General features: G+C 59.2%; 18 protein-coding genes. 8 read left to right on the forward strand and 10 right to left on the reverse strand.

Translation table 11 applies throughout. From position 1 onward, the window contains the following. Positions 1 to 8: 8 nt before the first annotated feature. The 3 genes from ahpF to PSH96_RS14625 all read right to left on the reverse strand — a co-directional run bounded on the left by ahpF (position 9) and on the right by PSH96_RS14625 (position 3,331). Positions 9 to 1,574 carry an alkyl hydroperoxide reductase subunit F gene (ahpF, locus tag PSH96_RS14615; RefSeq protein WP_305453563.1) on the reverse strand — a complete coding sequence of 522 codons (1,566 nt, stop codon included), beginning with the start codon at positions 1,572 to 1,574 and terminating at the stop codon, positions 9 to 11. A gap of 127 nt (positions 1,575 to 1,701) precedes the next feature. Beyond that, the gene (gene ahpC, locus PSH96_RS14620) at positions 1,702 to 2,265 is read right to left on the reverse strand and encodes an alkyl hydroperoxide reductase subunit C (protein ID WP_003173835.1); all 564 of its coding nucleotides are present in this window, start codon (positions 2,263 to 2,265) and stop codon (positions 1,702 to 1,704) included. A 133-nt stretch (positions 2,266 to 2,398) separates the two neighbouring features. Continuing rightward, on the reverse strand, positions 2,399 to 3,331 hold the full coding sequence (locus tag PSH96_RS14625; RefSeq protein ID WP_305453564.1) for a site-specific integrase: 933 nt from the start codon (positions 3,329 to 3,331) through the stop codon (positions 2,399 to 2,401). A gap of 170 nt (positions 3,332 to 3,501) precedes the next feature. Between PSH96_RS14625 and PSH96_RS14630 the strand changes: the two genes are divergently transcribed. Next, positions 3,502 to 4,509: a DNA-binding protein gene (locus PSH96_RS14630; protein ID WP_305453565.1), complete on the forward strand. Its 1,008-nt coding sequence runs from the start codon at positions 3,502 to 3,504 to the stop codon at positions 4,507 to 4,509. Here the strand turns inward: PSH96_RS14630 and gorA are convergent, their stop codons facing one another. Together gorA and galU are read right to left on the reverse strand one after the other, a co-directional pair. Beyond that, the gene (gene gorA / locus PSH96_RS14635; protein WP_138817749.1) at positions 4,510 to 5,868 is read right to left on the reverse strand and encodes a glutathione-disulfide reductase; all 1,359 of its coding nucleotides are present in this window, start codon (positions 5,866 to 5,868) and stop codon (positions 4,510 to 4,512) included. It lies immediately after the preceding gene. A gap of 97 nt (positions 5,869 to 5,965) precedes the next feature. Further along, positions 5,966 to 6,805, reverse strand: coding sequence for a UTP--glucose-1-phosphate uridylyltransferase GalU (galU, locus tag PSH96_RS14640; RefSeq protein WP_003212579.1), 840 nt, complete (start codon positions 6,803 to 6,805; stop codon positions 5,966 to 5,968). Between the two features lie 308 nt (positions 6,806 to 7,113). Here galU and PSH96_RS14645 point away from each other — a divergent pair, with 308 nt between their 5' ends. Together PSH96_RS14645 and PSH96_RS14650 are read left to right on the forward strand one after the other, a co-directional pair. Further along, positions 7,114 to 7,302, forward strand: a complete 189-nt coding sequence (locus tag PSH96_RS14645; protein WP_017135493.1) for a hypothetical protein — start codon at positions 7,114 to 7,116, stop codon at positions 7,300 to 7,302. 144 nt (positions 7,303 to 7,446) lie between these two features. Further along, positions 7,447 to 7,731, forward strand: a complete 285-nt coding sequence (locus PSH96_RS14650) for a hypothetical protein (RefSeq protein WP_017135492.1) — start codon at positions 7,447 to 7,449, stop codon at positions 7,729 to 7,731. A 9-nt stretch (positions 7,732 to 7,740) separates the two neighbouring features. On the opposite strand, the gene PSH96_RS14655 is transcribed toward PSH96_RS14650, so the two are convergent. The 4 genes from PSH96_RS14655 to PSH96_RS14670 all read right to left on the reverse strand — a co-directional run bounded on the left by PSH96_RS14655 (position 7,741) and on the right by PSH96_RS14670 (position 10,150). Continuing rightward, complete coding sequence (locus PSH96_RS14655) at positions 7,741 to 7,971, reverse strand: hypothetical protein (RefSeq protein ID WP_056860072.1); 231 nt, start codon at positions 7,969 to 7,971, stop codon at positions 7,741 to 7,743. 89 nt (positions 7,972 to 8,060) lie between these two features. Continuing rightward, positions 8,061 to 8,984 (reverse strand): c-type cytochrome, encoded by a 924-nt coding sequence (locus tag PSH96_RS14660; protein ID WP_305453567.1) that lies wholly within the window; start codon positions 8,982 to 8,984, stop codon positions 8,061 to 8,063. Further along, positions 8,981 to 9,628, reverse strand: coding sequence for a c-type cytochrome (locus PSH96_RS14665; protein WP_305453568.1), 648 nt, complete (start codon positions 9,626 to 9,628; stop codon positions 8,981 to 8,983). Before PSH96_RS14665 ends, PSH96_RS14660 begins: the two co-directional genes overlap by 4 nt. A 171-nt stretch (positions 9,629 to 9,799) precedes the next feature. Further along, positions 9,800 to 10,150, reverse strand: coding sequence for a hypothetical protein (locus PSH96_RS14670; protein WP_065929976.1), 351 nt, complete (start codon positions 10,148 to 10,150; stop codon positions 9,800 to 9,802). A gap of 213 nt (positions 10,151 to 10,363) precedes the next feature. Between PSH96_RS14670 and PSH96_RS14675 the strand changes: the two genes are divergently transcribed. The 4 genes from PSH96_RS14675 (at position 10,364) to ada (ending at position 12,648) form a co-directional block, all read left to right on the forward strand. Then, positions 10,364 to 10,666, forward strand: coding sequence for a DUF1883 domain-containing protein (locus PSH96_RS14675; protein ID WP_003173824.1), 303 nt, complete (start codon positions 10,364 to 10,366; stop codon positions 10,664 to 10,666). Positions 10,667 to 10,692: 26 nt separating this feature from the next. Continuing rightward, positions 10,693 to 10,851 (forward strand): hypothetical protein, encoded by a 159-nt coding sequence (locus PSH96_RS14680; RefSeq protein ID WP_156376419.1) that lies wholly within the window; start codon positions 10,693 to 10,695, stop codon positions 10,849 to 10,851. A 3-nt stretch (positions 10,852 to 10,854) separates the two neighbouring features. Then, on the forward strand, positions 10,855 to 11,520 hold the full coding sequence (alkB, locus tag PSH96_RS14685; protein WP_305453569.1) for a DNA oxidative demethylase AlkB: 666 nt from the start codon (positions 10,855 to 10,857) through the stop codon (positions 11,518 to 11,520). Between the two features lie 75 nt (positions 11,521 to 11,595). Then, positions 11,596 to 12,648, forward strand: a complete 1,053-nt coding sequence (gene ada / locus PSH96_RS14690; RefSeq protein WP_305453570.1) for a bifunctional DNA-binding transcriptional regulator/O6-methylguanine-DNA methyltransferase Ada — start codon at positions 11,596 to 11,598, stop codon at positions 12,646 to 12,648. A gap of 54 nt (positions 12,649 to 12,702) precedes the next feature. Here ada and PSH96_RS14695 read toward each other — a convergent pair whose 3' ends face one another. Next, on the reverse strand, positions 12,703 to 13,296 hold the full coding sequence (locus PSH96_RS14695) for an ABATE domain-containing protein (protein WP_305453572.1): 594 nt from the start codon (positions 13,294 to 13,296) through the stop codon (positions 12,703 to 12,705). Between the two features lie 175 nt (positions 13,297 to 13,471). Between PSH96_RS14695 and PSH96_RS14700 the strand changes: the two genes are divergently transcribed. Next, positions 13,472 to 14,350 carry an alpha/beta fold hydrolase gene (locus tag PSH96_RS14700; RefSeq protein ID WP_305453573.1) on the forward strand — a complete coding sequence of 293 codons (879 nt, stop codon included), beginning with the start codon at positions 13,472 to 13,474 and terminating at the stop codon, positions 14,348 to 14,350. Positions 14,351 to 14,426 lie beyond the last annotated feature (76 nt).

A 14,426-nucleotide genomic window follows, 5' to 3' on the forward strand; every position in this document is an offset into this window, starting at 1 on the left:
ACCTGAATTTATGCCGGTGCCGACGTGCGGATCAGGTGATCAAAAGCACTCAGCGAAGCCTTCGCGCCCTCGCCTACCGCAATCACGATCTGCTTGTACGGCACGGTCGTCACGTCACCGGCAGCAAACACGCCAGGCAGTGAAGTTTCGCCACGCGCATCGACGATGATCTCGCCGCGCGGGGTCAATTCCACCGTGCCTTTGAGCCAGTCGGTGTTGGGCAACAAGCCAATCTGAACAAAGATGCCTTCCAGGTCGATGGTCTTGAACTCGCCGCTGTCACGATCCTTGTACGCCAGGCCGGTGACCTTCTGGCCGTCGCCTTTGACTTCACTGGTCAGCGCACTGGTGATCACGTCCACGTTCGGCAGGCTGTGTAGCTTGCGCTGCAACACGGCATCGGCGCGCAATTTGCTGTCGAACTCGAGCAAGGTCACGTGGCTGACGATACCGGCCAGGTCAATGGCCGCTTCAACGCCGGAGTTGCCACCGCCGATCACTGCCACACGCTTGCCCTTGAACAACGGGCCGTCGCAATGCGGGCAGAAGCACACGCCGCGGGCCTTGTATTCCTGCTCGCCCGGCACACCCATTTCGCGCCAGCGGGCCCCGGTGGCCAGAATCACGGTTTTGGACTTGAGGGTCGCACCGCTTTCAAAGCGAATTTCGTGCAAGTCACCGGCGTTTTTGGCCGGCACCAGGCTGCTGGCACGTTGCAGGTTCATGATGTCCACGTCGTACTGACGCACGTGGGCTTCCAACGCGCTGGCCAGTTTCGGCCCTTCGGTCTCCTGCACGGAGATGAAGTTTTCGATGGACATGGTGTCCAGCACCTGGCCGCCGAAGCGCTCAGCCGCAACACCGGTGCGAATGCCTTTACGTGCGGCGTAAATGGCAGCAGCAGAACCGGCCGGGCCACCACCCACAACAAGTACATCAAAGGCGTCTTTGGCGCTGATTTTCTCGGCGGCCTTTTCGATACCGCTGGTGTCGAGCTTGGCGAGGATTTCTTCCAGGCCCATACGGCCCTGGCCGAAGTTCACGCCATTGAGGTACACACTGGGCACCGCCATGACCTGGCGCTCATCGACTTCAGCCTGGAACAGCGCGCCGTCGATGGCGACGTGGCGGATGTTCGGGTTAAGCACGGCCATCAGGTTCAGCGCCTGAACCACGTCAGGGCAGTTCTGGCACGACAGCGAGAAGTAGGTCTCGAAGCTGAACTCGCCTTTCAAGGCACGAATCTGTTCAATCACTTCGACACTGGCCTTCGACGGGTGGCCACCGACTTGCAGCAGGGCCAGCACCAGCGAAGTGAATTCATGGCCCATTGGGATGCCGGCAAAACGCAGGCTGATATCGGCACCCGGGCGGTTGATGGAGAACGACGGCTTGCGCGCATCATTGCCATCGGTGTTGAGGGTAATCAGCGTGGTGAGGCTGGTTACGTCTTGCAAAAGGGCAAGCATTTCCTGGGATTTCGCACCGTCGTCGAGGGAGGCGACGATCTCGATCGGCTGGGTGACCCGTTCCAGGTATGACTTCAACTGAGCTTTAAGATTGGCGTCCAACATACGGGCGATTTCCTGTTAATTCGGTTTATTGCAGACAAAAAAACGCCCGAGCGACTCTCGCCCGGGCGTTTTGAGGGCGGTGCAGCTTACTTAAGGTGCGGCAATCCGCCCTTGATGTTTCACAGATTTAGATCTTGCCGACCAGGTCCAGGGACGGAGCCAGAGTAGCCTCGCCTTCTTTCCACTTGGCTGGGCAAACTTCACCTGGGTGAGCAGCGACGTATTGAGCGGCTTTGATTTTGCGCAGCAGCTCGGAAGCGTCACGGCCAACACCGCCGTCGTTCAGTTCAACGATCTTGATCTGACCTTCCGGGTTGATCACGAAAGTACCGCGGTCTGCCAGGCCAGCTTCTTCGATCAGTACGTCGAAGTTGCGCGAGATGGTCAGGGTTGGGTCGCCGATCATGGTGTACTGGATTTTGCCGATGGCTGGCGAAGTGTTGTGCCAGGCAGCGTGGGCAAAGTGGGTGTCGGTGGAAACGCTGTAGATCTCGACGCCCAGTTTCTGGAATTCGGCGTAGTTGTCAGCCAGGTCTTCCAGTTCGGTTGGGCAAACGAAGGTGAAGTCGGCTGGGTAGAAGAAAACTACCGACCATTTGCCTTTCAGGTCAGCGTCAGTCACATCTACGAAGTTGCCGTTTTTGTAGGCGGTCGCTTTGAACGGTTTTACTTGGCTGTTGATGATAGGCATCGGTGACTCTCCGTCAGTGGTTGAAAAGTTGATGAGATGAATCCTACTCACTCTTTCCGTCGATGGCTCATTGGCAAACCTGATGCTGACGATTGGTTTTCCCTATCAGGTCTCTGTATTAATAGAAGAAATCTCAAAGCAGCGGTTGAGTAGCCAAGGTCATGCCCAAAAAGGGTGTCGCTTCAACATAGCGCATGGCGGATTTCATGTCGCTCCAGCCGACGTAACTCATCAGCGACTTCAAATCCCAGCCGCTGCGGTGGGCCCACGTGGCAAAGCCACGGCGCAGTGAGTGGCTGGTGTATTGATCCGCAGGGATGCCCGCGCGTTCCAGGGCCTGACGCAGCAGCGGGATCACGCTGTTGGGGTGCAAGCCCTCCTCGCCCAGGTTGCCCCAGCGGTCTACGCCACGGAACACCGGGCCGCGCACCAAGGCCGAAACGCTGAGCCATTCGCTGTAAGCCTGCACGGGGCACAGGCGCAGCAGTGCCGGGGCCTGGTAGGTCTTGCCGAGGTTGTCGCGGTCACTTTTGCTGCGCGGCAGGTACAGGCTGATGCCGGTGCCGGGCACCGCTTGCACGTGTTCGATGCTCAGGCGGCACAACTCGTCGCTGCGAAAGCCGCGCCAGAAGCCCAGCAGGATCAACGCGGTGTCGCGCTTGGCGCGCAGTAATCGCGGCTGATCCCGCGCCTCAATGGCCTGCCTGGCTTCAACCTCAAGGGAGGCCACCACCTGCTCAAGGTGCTTGAGCTGCAAAGGCTCGGCTTGCTTCTCCTGCGCCGGGTGCACCGCCCGGATGCCCTTGAGCACCTTGCGCACCACGGGCGCCTTGGTCGGGTCCGGGAAACCCTGGCTGGTGTGCCACTGCGCCAATGCCGAAAGCCGCAGCTTCAAGGTGTTGACCGCCAGCACCCCGGCATGGGCCACCAGGTAGCGCGCCACGCTGTCGCTGGTGGCCGGCAGGAACCCGCCCCAGCTCACTTCAAAATGCTCGATCGCCGCGCGATAGCTGCGCCGCGTGTTGTCGCGGGTGGCGGCGTTGAGGTAACGGTCCAGGTCGCTCATAAAAGGCCTATTCGTACTGCTGGCGGGTGTATTAACGGTTAAAAACGCTCTGACACGGGATAATACGCCAATATCCCATCTGTTAATTCATGAATTTAAACGGTATTTTATTCGTGATACAGTATGTATCTACATACCACGTACCACAGTACTAAATCGACGGAGACCCCATGGCGCGCGGCGGCATAAACAAAGCAGTGGTTCAAACGGCACGCCTGGCGATCCTGGCCCGTGGCGAAAACCCCAGCATCGATGCGGTACGCATCGAGATGGGCAATACCGGCTCAAAAACTACCATTCACCGCTATTTGAAGGAGCTGGATGACAGCGAAACCCGGCTGACTATCACCCAGGCGCCCATCGACGACGAGCTGGGCGAGTTGGTAGCGCGGCTGGCCCAACGCCTTAAAGACAAGGCCCAGGAGCCGATTGACTTGGCGCTGGCGCAATTCGAACAGCAAAAAGCCGCCCTGCTCGCCCAGGTGCAAGCGCTTGAAGAAGCCCACGGCCAGCTCAAGCAGCAATTTGATATCCAGGCCGCCGCACTCGCCGAAGAAAGCGCCGCCTTGCAGACCGCCAGCACCAGCCTGCAAACCGAACAAACCCGCAATGCGGGGCTCAGCCAGGCGTGCAGCGATTACGAGTTGCGCATCAATGACAAGGACGAGCAGATTCGCTCGCTGGAAGACAAGCACCTGCACGCCCGCGACGCGCTTGAGCACTACCGCAATGCGGTCAAGGAGCAACGCGAGCAGGAACAACGGCGCCATGAAGGCCAGTTGCAGCAGGTGCAGGCCGAGTTGCGCCAGGCGCAACAAAGCGCCATGGTGCGTCAGGATGAGATCACCCAGCTGCATCGCGACAATGAGCGACTGTTGATCGAGCACCGCGTGACGAGCAAGGAATTGACCGCCCTGCAGGAGCAATCACGCAAGGAGCAGGCGCAACAGCAAACACTCAGCGAGCAACTGGGCCGAATCGAAAGCGAACGCACCCTGCTTCAGGAGCGTTTGCGGGTTGCGGTAGAGGAAAGTCAAGCGCGCCAGGCGGCGCTGAGCGAGCAACAGCAGGTCAGCAAAACCCTGGAGCTGGACCTGATCAAGGCCCAGGCCAGTATCGAGGCATTGCGCCTGGCGGCCGTCGTTGCAACGCCGCCAGAGGCAACCGCCGAGGCCTGATCAGCCCGCCACAGGCGTGCGCATGGTGACGAACTCTTCCGCCGCTGTGGGGTGCACGCCGATGGTTTCATCGAAATGCTGCTTGGTCGCGCCCGCCTTGAGCGCGATCGCCAAGCCCTGAACGATCTCACCTGCATCCGGCCCGACCATGTGGCAACCCAGGACTTTGTCGGTGTCGGCGTCGACCACCAGCTTCATCAAGGTTTTTTCCTGGCAATCGGTCAACGTCAGCTTCATCGGCCGGAAGCGGCTTTCGAAGATCTGCACCTTATGGCCGTTTTTCTTCGCATCTTCTTCGCTCAGGCCCACGGTGCCGATATTCGGCAGGCTGAACACCGCGGTCGGGATCATCGCGTAATCCACCGGACGGTATTGCTCAGGCTTGAACAGCCGACGAGCAACCGCCATGCCTTCGGCCAGCGCGACGGGCGTCAATTGCACCCGCCCGATCACATCGCCAATCGCCAGGATCGAGGCTTCGGCGGTCTGGTACAGGTCGTCGACTTCGACAAAGCCACGCTCATCCAATTTGACGCCGGTGTTTTCCAGCCCCAGGTTGTCGAGCATCGGGCGGCGACCGGTGGCGTAGAACACGCAGTCGGCTTCGAGCACGCGGCCGTCTTTGAGGGTGGCCTTGAGGCTGCCGTCGGCCTGCTTGTCGATGCGCTCGATATCGGCATTGAATTGCAGGTCGAGGCCGCGCTTGGTCAGCTCTTCCTTCAGGTGCGTGCGCACCGCGCCGTCAAACCCGCGCAGGAACAGGTCGCCGCGATACAGCAAGGTTGTCTGTGCGCCCAGGCCATGGAAGATGCCCGCAAACTCGACGGCGATGTAGCCACCGCCGACTACCAGCACGCGCTTGGGCAGCTCTTTAAGGAAGAACGCCTCGTTGGACCCGATGGCGTGCTCACGCCCCGGAATTTCCGGGATCTGCGGCCAGCCTCCCGTCGCGATCAGGATGTGTTTGGCCGTAAAGCGCTCGCCATTGATCTCTACCTGGTGCGGATCAACCAAACGCGCGTGCCCTTCGTGCAGGGTCACGCCGCTGTTAACCAGCAGGTTGCGGTAGATGCCATTGAGGCGGTTGATTTCTCGGTCTTTATTGGCGATCAGGGTCGCCCAGTCAAAGTTCGCTTCACCCAGTGACCAGCCGAAACCGCTGGCCTGCTCAAAGTCTTCGGCGAAATGCGCGCCGTACACCAGCAGCTTTTTCGGCACGCAGCCTACGTTCACGCAGGTACCGCCCAGGTAACGGCTTTCAGCTACCGCCACTTTTGCGCCAAAGCCTGCGGCAAAGCGCGCTGCGCGAACACCGCCGGAACCGGCGCCAATTACATACAGATCAAAATCGTAGGCCATTTCACTCTCCTCGGCAGCTCATCAGCATACCGACTTACATGGGGCTGAAAAACGAAAAAGCCACCCGAAGGTGGCTTTTTGGGCGAGCTACTGTGAATCAGTAAGCCTTACCGGTCTTGTAGAAGTGCTCGTAGCAGAAGTTGGTGGCCTCAATGTAACCTTCAGCGCCACCGCAGTCGAAGCGACGGCCTTTGAATTTGTAGGCAATCACGCAGCCATCTTTGGCTTGCTTCAACAGGGCGTCGGTGATTTGAATCTCGCCGCCTTTGCCTGGCTCGGTTTCTTCGATCAACTTGAAGATGTCCGGCGTCAGGATGTAACGACCGATGATCGCCAGGTTCGAAGGCGCATCTTCCGGCGCGGGTTTTTCAACCATGTCGCGCACACGAATCAGGCCATCACCGATGTCGTCGCCGGCGATCACGCCGTATTTGTTGGTTTCCTGAGGGTCGACCTCTTGAACCGCAACGATGGTGCAACGGTATTTCTGGTACAGCTTGACCATCTGGGTCAGTACGCCGTCGCCTTCCAGGTTGACGCACAGGTCGTCCGCCAGGACCACGGCGAACGGTTCGTCACCGATCAGCGGGCGGCCGGTGAGGATGGCGTGGCCAAGGCCTTTCATCTGGGTTTGACGGGTGTAGGAGAACGAGCACTCGTCGAGCAGTTTACGGATGCCGACCAGGTACTTTTCCTTGTCGGTGCCCTTGATCTGGTTTTCCAGCTCGTAGCTGATGTCGAAGTGGTCTTCCAGCGCGCGCTTACCACGGCCGGTAACGATGGAGATTTCGTTCAGGCCGGCATCCAGTGCCTCTTCGACGCCGTACTGAATCAGTGGCTTGTTCACCACCGGCAGCATCTCTTTGGGCATGGCTTTGGTCGCTGGCAAGAAGCGAGTGCCGTAACCGGCTGCTGGGAACAAGCATTTCTTGATCATATAAGTCCTTACAAAGGGCTGTGCGTACGGAATTCGGCGCAGTCTAATCAGGCCGCAGTCACCTTACAATGGGTCCTGCTGGCGTTGCGATGTCAACATAGAGAAAAAATGTGCGCGTAAGTTCCGCTGATCCTACGAAGAGCATTTACTCAGGACGCGACATAACCCGTCATCGCCCCTTTGCTTACGAGCGCCTCAATGGTTTTAGCACGCTTTTCGCTGCACGGCACTGGCCTGCAACAACTTGCGCGCCTCGGGGCCAATTGGCGCTATCATTGCTCGCCTGAACCACACCACGAGATTGATAGATGTCAGAACCAAAAGGCGTAAACGGCTACCTGATCACCAAGCGAGCGGACGGCTGGCACCTGATCAACTTCCACGGCGACAGCGTCGCCGGGGTATTCGCGAGCGAAAGCATGGCCGTTGCGGTGGCTGAAGTGTTTGTGGACGAAGCCGGCCACGCGTCGAGCAAGCGCCCAAAAGATAAAAAGTAAGCGTCATTGCTTGCGCACAAAGCCCCGGTCGACGGGGCTTTTTTGTGTTTGTCTGTACCTTGATGGCCGTTCGCTATAATCTTGCAGAAAACGCCCCACGACAGTGTCTGCGCCCCACCTACACCCTCAACGACGACCCAACTCATGAACAAGATTCTGGCATTGACTGCGGCCCTGGCGCTGATGACCGGCTGCACCACCACGTCCGACACCTACCTGAAAAACGGCGAGCAAGGCCTGACCATCGACTGCTCGGGCGAGGCCAATTCGTGGGCCAGTTGCTACGAAAAAGCTGATGCTTCGTGTGCAGGCACCGGCTACCGCATCGTCGGCACCGAAGGCACGCCGGCACTCAAGGAAAGCGACAAGACCCTGGGTAAAGACGTGGGCAACTTCAAAAGCCGCAGCGTCGTGGTGGTGTGCAAGTAACCTTGCGCGCTACAGATGAACTTCGGCGAATTTGATCCCCAGGCCGCGCAAGGTCTCGATAAGGTCGTCCAGGCGCGGGAATGACTCAACCTCGTCCTGATCGTCAACCAGGAAGTAACTGCGACCGCCGCTCTTCTTGAAAAATACGATCCACTCGCCCAGGTCGGCGGGGTTCTGGATAACATGGGTGGCCGAAATATGGCCTTCGGCATGTCGGGCTTTGACGTGTTCTCGTTTCATGACGGGCTTTCCAGGAAGGACAAATGCCGCGCAAACCCAGGGTTTGAGCGGCATTTTTGCATTGAATGGCGCATTGAATGGCCGACAGTTTAACGGATGCCCTGCCCGATCAGCACGCCCTCTACCGTCTGACCGTAAAGATTGACCCCGTCATTGGCGTGAAACTTGACCCGGGTCTTCTCTATGGAGCCTTCAACCAGGCGTGGATCCTGCGGCCGTTCGTGGCTGTTGACGTAAGCCGCCACATCCCACGCCTGCTGATCACTCAGGCTCCCACCCTTGCCCAGCGGCATGTTGTGCTTGATGAATGAGGCTGCCGTGTTGATTCGGTGCATGCCGGCGCCCCAGTTGTAGGAATCTTTGCCCCACAGCGGCGGCATCACATAGCTGTCACCGACTTTTTGCCCCTGCCCTTCGCCGCCGTGGCACACCGCGCACTGGCCCTTGTACACCTCGGCGCCCTGAGCCAGGTTGTAACCCTTGGCCGGTTGCGCCACGTCCGGGTAGCCGCGCCCCGCAAGTTCCAAGCCCAGCGGCGCCTTGCTGGCCAACCAGTAGGAATAGACTGACAGCGCGGTAATCTCCGGGCTGTCGGCGGCCGGTGGCGTGCCGCCATTCATGCTGAACTGGAAGCAGCCCTGCAAGCGTTCGGCGAAGGTGTTGACCTTGTCGTTCTTCTTTCGATACGCCGGGTACATCGGGTACGCGCCCCACAGCGGCGCTGAGTTGGCCAGGCGACCTTGATCCAGGTGGCAATTGCTGCAGTTGAGCCCATTGCCGACAAATTGTGGCGCCAGGCGTTTGGTGTCGACGAACAAGGCGTAGCCCTGGCGCACCAGCTTGCCGTAGGCATTGTCGGGCAGCTCGCTTTCCTGTGGCGGCTGGAAGAGGTCGGCCGCTGCGAGCTTGGCCGATGGCTGCAATTGGGACTGGTCTTCCATGGCAATCGGTGCCGAGTGGGCAGGCAGTGCAACCAGCAAGCCGAGTACAGCCGCTAACGTGAAGGGCTTCATGGCTTGGCCTCCCGTTTCAACCCTGCGAAATACTGGGCCACGCCCTGCACTTCTTCTGCCGTCAGGGACTTGGCGATATGGCCCATCAAGTCATTGGGGTCATTGTGACGGCTGCCGTTCTGCCAGGCCATCAACTGCGCTGCCAGGTACGCGGCAGGCTGGCCCGCCAGCGGTGGGAACGCATCACCTACACCAACACCGGCAGGCCCATGGCAGCTGACGCACGCGGGGATCTGACGTTCCCAAGCGCCCTGCAGTGCAAGCTTTTGCGCGGCACCCACAGGCATATCGCTGCGATACGCCGTTGCGACGCCCGGAAACGGCATTGCCGCCACCGCCTCGCTGACCGCCGTCACTTCCTCTTCAGTCAGCGCCTTGGCCAACGGTTGCATCACCGGATGGCTGCGCGCCCCGCTGCTGAAGTCCGCCAACTGTTTGCGCACATACTCGGCCGGCAACCCTGCCAGCCTGGGGAAACCGGCGGCAGCCAGGCCCAGCCCATCGGCACCGTGGCACGCCACACAGGGCATGGCGCCGGGCTGTGAGCCGCCTTCGGTAAAGACTTTTTTTCCCTCCAGCGCGTGGGCGTTGCCCACTAGCAATAACAACGCGCTGCCTATCAACAGTCGTTCCAGAAACATCATCACGGCTCCTTCCTTATAGTTATATGCTTAGACTACAAACGCATAAGCTTACAAATAGTAGGGCAATGATCCTCAGGCGACAACACTCGAATAGACGCAAAAAAAAGCCTGACGCTGCAACGGCAGGGTCAGGCTTTTTTATCGGGTTCAGTACGCGGATAAACCAGAGGCTCAGCCGGAGATGCAATCCTCCCCGGCTTTCTTGATGTCGCCTGGGCGAATCGGCACATTTGACATGCTTTCATAGAGCTTGATACTGCTGCCGCTGGAGCGCTCTTCGATCTCGAAGATCGCCGAAGGGTCGGCCGAGAATTTCTGCGGCACAATCACTTGTACACCGTCCTTATGCGGCTCAATCTGCGGCGGCCGGCGCGTCGCTTCCAGTTTTCGGACCACACACGCGGCATATTCAGGCGGTTTTTTGCCTGAAATAACCACTAAGGTTGGCGGGGTCTGCTTGATATCTGCAACCGAAGCACATCCACCTAACGCCAAGGCCAGAACCAACACACTCCACTTCATACTTAAACCTCCGATAAAGACCCTACGACAGCGTAGAGAGAAAATTTCTCCCGCATATGTAGGATTTATCTCTGAAAACTCGGGAAATAACTGTTTTAAATTGTCGAAGTCGTCGACGACGACCCGATAATAATCGCGTCAGGGCTGATAAACTCTATCTTAACCTACGTATCATTCTGATTTTTCAGAAAAAGCCCTTCTGGAGACACCCCCATGAAATTCATCCACCAGCGCGAGCACCTCAACGAGGGCGACATCGTTGTCATCGAATGCTCGCAGACCTGCAACATTCGCCTGATGAGCGATGCCAATTTCCGCAGTTTCAAGAACGGCGGCCGCCACACCTACCATGGCGGCGCGTTTGACAAATTCCCGGCGAAAATCACCGCACCCAGCACCGGATTCTGGAACATTACCCTGGATGTGGTCACGCGCCGCGCCATCAGCGTGACCCGCAAACCTGCGTTGTCCCACAAGATTCGCATTGTTCGCCGCACCAGCACCAAACTGAGCTGAGCCGAACCCTCGACAGGAAAACCGCTGTGACTAAATACGTTATGAAGTACAAGCTCAATGGCGAACGTCGCTTTGAATTCGCCCTGCTGCCATCGGGAAGCGTTGAAGAAGCCAAGGAAGCCCTGGCAAAAATCCACGATGCCACCGATGAAATCACCGACATCACCGTGAGCAAGGCGCTGTAAACCATGCCAGGCCCGACGGCTGATCTGTTCGCTGAGGACGCCTTGCAGCAACCGGCGGGGCGCGAGCAGATTGGCGAAGAGTCCTACGTGCTAAAGGGCTTCGCCTTGCCCTGGATTGACCGCCTGCTGCCTGAGTTGCGACGGGTGTTGGCCCAATCGCCGTTCCGGCAAATGGTCACGCCCGGCGGCTTCACCATGTCGGCTGCACTGAGCAGTTGCGGCGCATTGGGTTGGACCACCGACAGCGCCGGCTACCGCTACAGCCCGGTTGACCCACGCAATCAGCAGCCCTGGCCGGCTATGCCCGAGACGTTGCGTGAATTGGCCACGCTTGCCGCAGCCGAAGCGGGCTTCAGCGCGTTTGCCCCGGACGCCTGCCTGATCAACCGCTATGTGCCGGGCGCCAAGATGTCCCTGCATCAGGATAAAAACGAACGCGCCTATAACGCCCCTGTGGTTTCAGTCTCCCTGGGCCTGCCGGCGATCTTTCTGTTTGGCGGCCATGAGCGCAGCAGCAAAACCCAAAAAATTTCACTGTTCCACGGCGACGTGGTGGTCTGGGGTGGCGTCGATCGCTTGCGTTTTCATGGGGTGATGCCCATCAAGGAAGGCGTGCATGCGGTCATGGGCCCGCAGCGCATCAACCTGACCTTTCGCACTGCCGGCTAATTTGACCGCAAGCTTCAGAGTGTCGGCCATCAGCAACACGGTTAATCTGGCTGTGATCCGTCAAGAGTGCAGGCCATGACCACCGAACAAGACCCTCGCTGGGCCGCTATCGTCGCCCGTGATGCCAAGGCCGACGCCCTGTTTGTCTACGGCGTTAAAACCACCGGCGTGTATTGCCGCCCCAGCAGCGCCTCGCGGTTGCCACGCCCGGAAAACATCGAGTTCTTCGACACCCCGGCACAGGCTGAAGCGGCGGGTTATCGCCCGAGCAAACGCACGGCCGGCGACCAGACGCAATTGGCGGCCCACCACGCCCAACTGGTGGCCGAGGCATGCCGGCAGATTGAGCAAGCCGAAACCGCGCCCAGCCTGGAAGCACTCGCCCATGGCGCCGGCCTAAGCGCATTCCATTTTCATCGCGTATTCAAAGCCGTCACCGGCCTTACACCCAAGGCCTACGCCAGCGCCTTGCGTTCGCGCAAAGTCCGCCACAGCCTCAAGGGCGAGCATTCGGTGACCGACGCGTTGTATGACGCGGGCTTTAATTCCAACAGCCGCTTCTATGAGTCAGCCAATCAACTGCTCGGTATGAAGCCCAGCGACTACAAAGCCGGCGGCACCAACAGCACGATTTTGTTTGCCGTGGGCCAATGCTCGCTGGGGGCGATTCTGGTGGCGCAAAGCCAACGCGGCGTGTGTGCGATTTTATTGGGCGATGACCCGGACGCCCTGCTGCGCGACCTGCAAGACCAGTTCCCCAAAGCCGAACTGGTCGGCGCAGATCATGAATTCGAACAGTTGATCGCCCAGGTCGTGGGTTTTATCGAAGCCCCTGCCCTGGGTTTGAATTTGCCCCTGGATTTGCGCGGCACCGCCTTTCAGGAACGGGTGTGGCAAGCACTGCGCGACATCCCGGTGGGCAGCACCGCCAGCTACGCACAGATAGCTGCGCAGATCGGCGCGCCCAAGTCATTTCGCGCGGTGGCCCAGGCCTGTGGCGCCAACAGCCTGGCGGTGGCGATTCCCTGCCACCGGGTAGTGCGCAGTGATGGAGAGCTGTCGGGCTACCGCTGGGGCGTAGAGCGCAAACGGCAACTGTTGGAGCGCGAACAGTCGGTGAAACGCTAGGGAATACCGATATATACACCGGCTGTTATTTGATCGCTTGCAGCGCCCTCGCCTTCAAAGCCCCAGTTTTCGTTTACGGAATTCGGCCACCTTATGCCGGTTTCCACACAACGCCATGCTGCACCAGCGGCGCTTGTGAGCCTTGGTCCGATCATAAAACCACAGGATGCATTCCGGATGCTCGCAGCGGCGAATCAGGTTGAAGTCGCCAGCCACCAATAAATTAGCCGCTGCTTCGGCAATCGGCGACAAAAATTGCTCGGCGCTCTGCACCTTGCGTTGGCGCTCCAATTGCGGCGCGCCGGATGCCGGCCAAAGCAGCTGCGGGTGGCTCACCGCCTTGCGCAAAAAGCCATTGAGGGCCGCCGGGTTGCCCGCCTGGCCCTGCTTGCGTGCGGCGACCAATTCACGAATCACCTCACGCAGCTCCCGCGCGGCGCGCAGCAACGCGCCGTCATCAAATACCGGAATGCCGCCCGCCTCGGCCCACTGCAAACGCACCAGCCAACGCTGCACGTCCGCGTCCGCCTGCCAGAAATCCCACGGCACGCCGTCGATGTTCGCCAGGGTATTGAGCATGTCCAACACCGGCTCATCGGCCAGGACATAAGGTTCGAGCGGTGCAACTGAGGGCGTAGAGATGGCCATGGTGAATCCTCTTGATCACGGCGCAATCGTAACCGTTATTTCCAATTTTGTGTAGTTACACCAGGCAAATTTATAACCGGTATAAATCATTTGACAGGTTACTTTTTTGAGCGCAGCTTTTTAGGGCGTGTAACCACTAAACCAAATCAATCAAGTTACAAAAGGCGTACTGATCATGTCTATCCAAGCCCCTGTCGTTCGCTACCACCACGTCGATGCCGACGGCGTGCGCATGTTCTACCGTGAAGCCGGCGACCCGGCAGCCCCGGTGATTTTGCTGCTGCACGGCTTCCCGAGTTCTTCGCACATGTACCGCGACCTGATCCCGCTGCTGGCCACGCGGTTTCGGGTGATTGCGCCGGACTTGCCAGGTTTCGGCTTTACCGAAGTGCCCGCAGAACGCGACTACCACTACAGCTTCGACAACCTGGCAACCACCGTGGGGCATTTTGTCGATGCACTGAAACTCACGCGCTACGCCCTGTACGTCTTCGATTACGGCGCACCGGTTGGCCTGAGGCTGGCGGTGGCGCACCCACAACGGGTCAGCGCGCTGGTCTCGCAAAATGGCAATGCTTACCTGGAAGGCCTCGGTGATGCCTGGGCACCGATTCGTGCCTATTGGGCCGAGCCCAGCCAGGCCAACCGCGAGGTGATCCGCAACGCGGTGATCAGCCTGGAGGGCACGCGCTACCAGTACCTGCACGGCGTGAGTACACCTAAGTTGATCGCGCCGGAATCCTACATGCTTGATGTGCTGTTGATGCAGCGCCCCGGCAATGACGAGATCCAGTTGGACCTGTTTCTCGACTACCGCAACAACCTCACCCTGTACCCGCAATTCCAGGCATTTTTCAAGGCCACGCAGGTGCCAACGCTAGTGATCTGGGGCGAGCACGACCCGTTCTTCATTCCACCCGGCGCCCACGCCTACAAGGGCGACAATGCCAATGCCGTGGTCGAGTTGCTGGACACCGGCCACTTCGCCCTGGAAACCCACGCCGCGCATATCGCCGAGCGCATTCATACGGTGTTGGGGCATGCCATCGACTGACGCAAAAGCACGAAACCGCTACCTCGTCCAGTGAATAAAACAGACTGGCCGGGTGCCAATGGCCCTGCTAAAACAG

The sequence above is a fragment of the Pseudomonas sp. FP2338 genome, from assembly GCF_030687515.1.
In the GTDB taxonomy this organism is placed as follows: Bacteria; Pseudomonadota; Gammaproteobacteria; order Pseudomonadales; family Pseudomonadaceae; genus Aquipseudomonas; species Aquipseudomonas salomonii.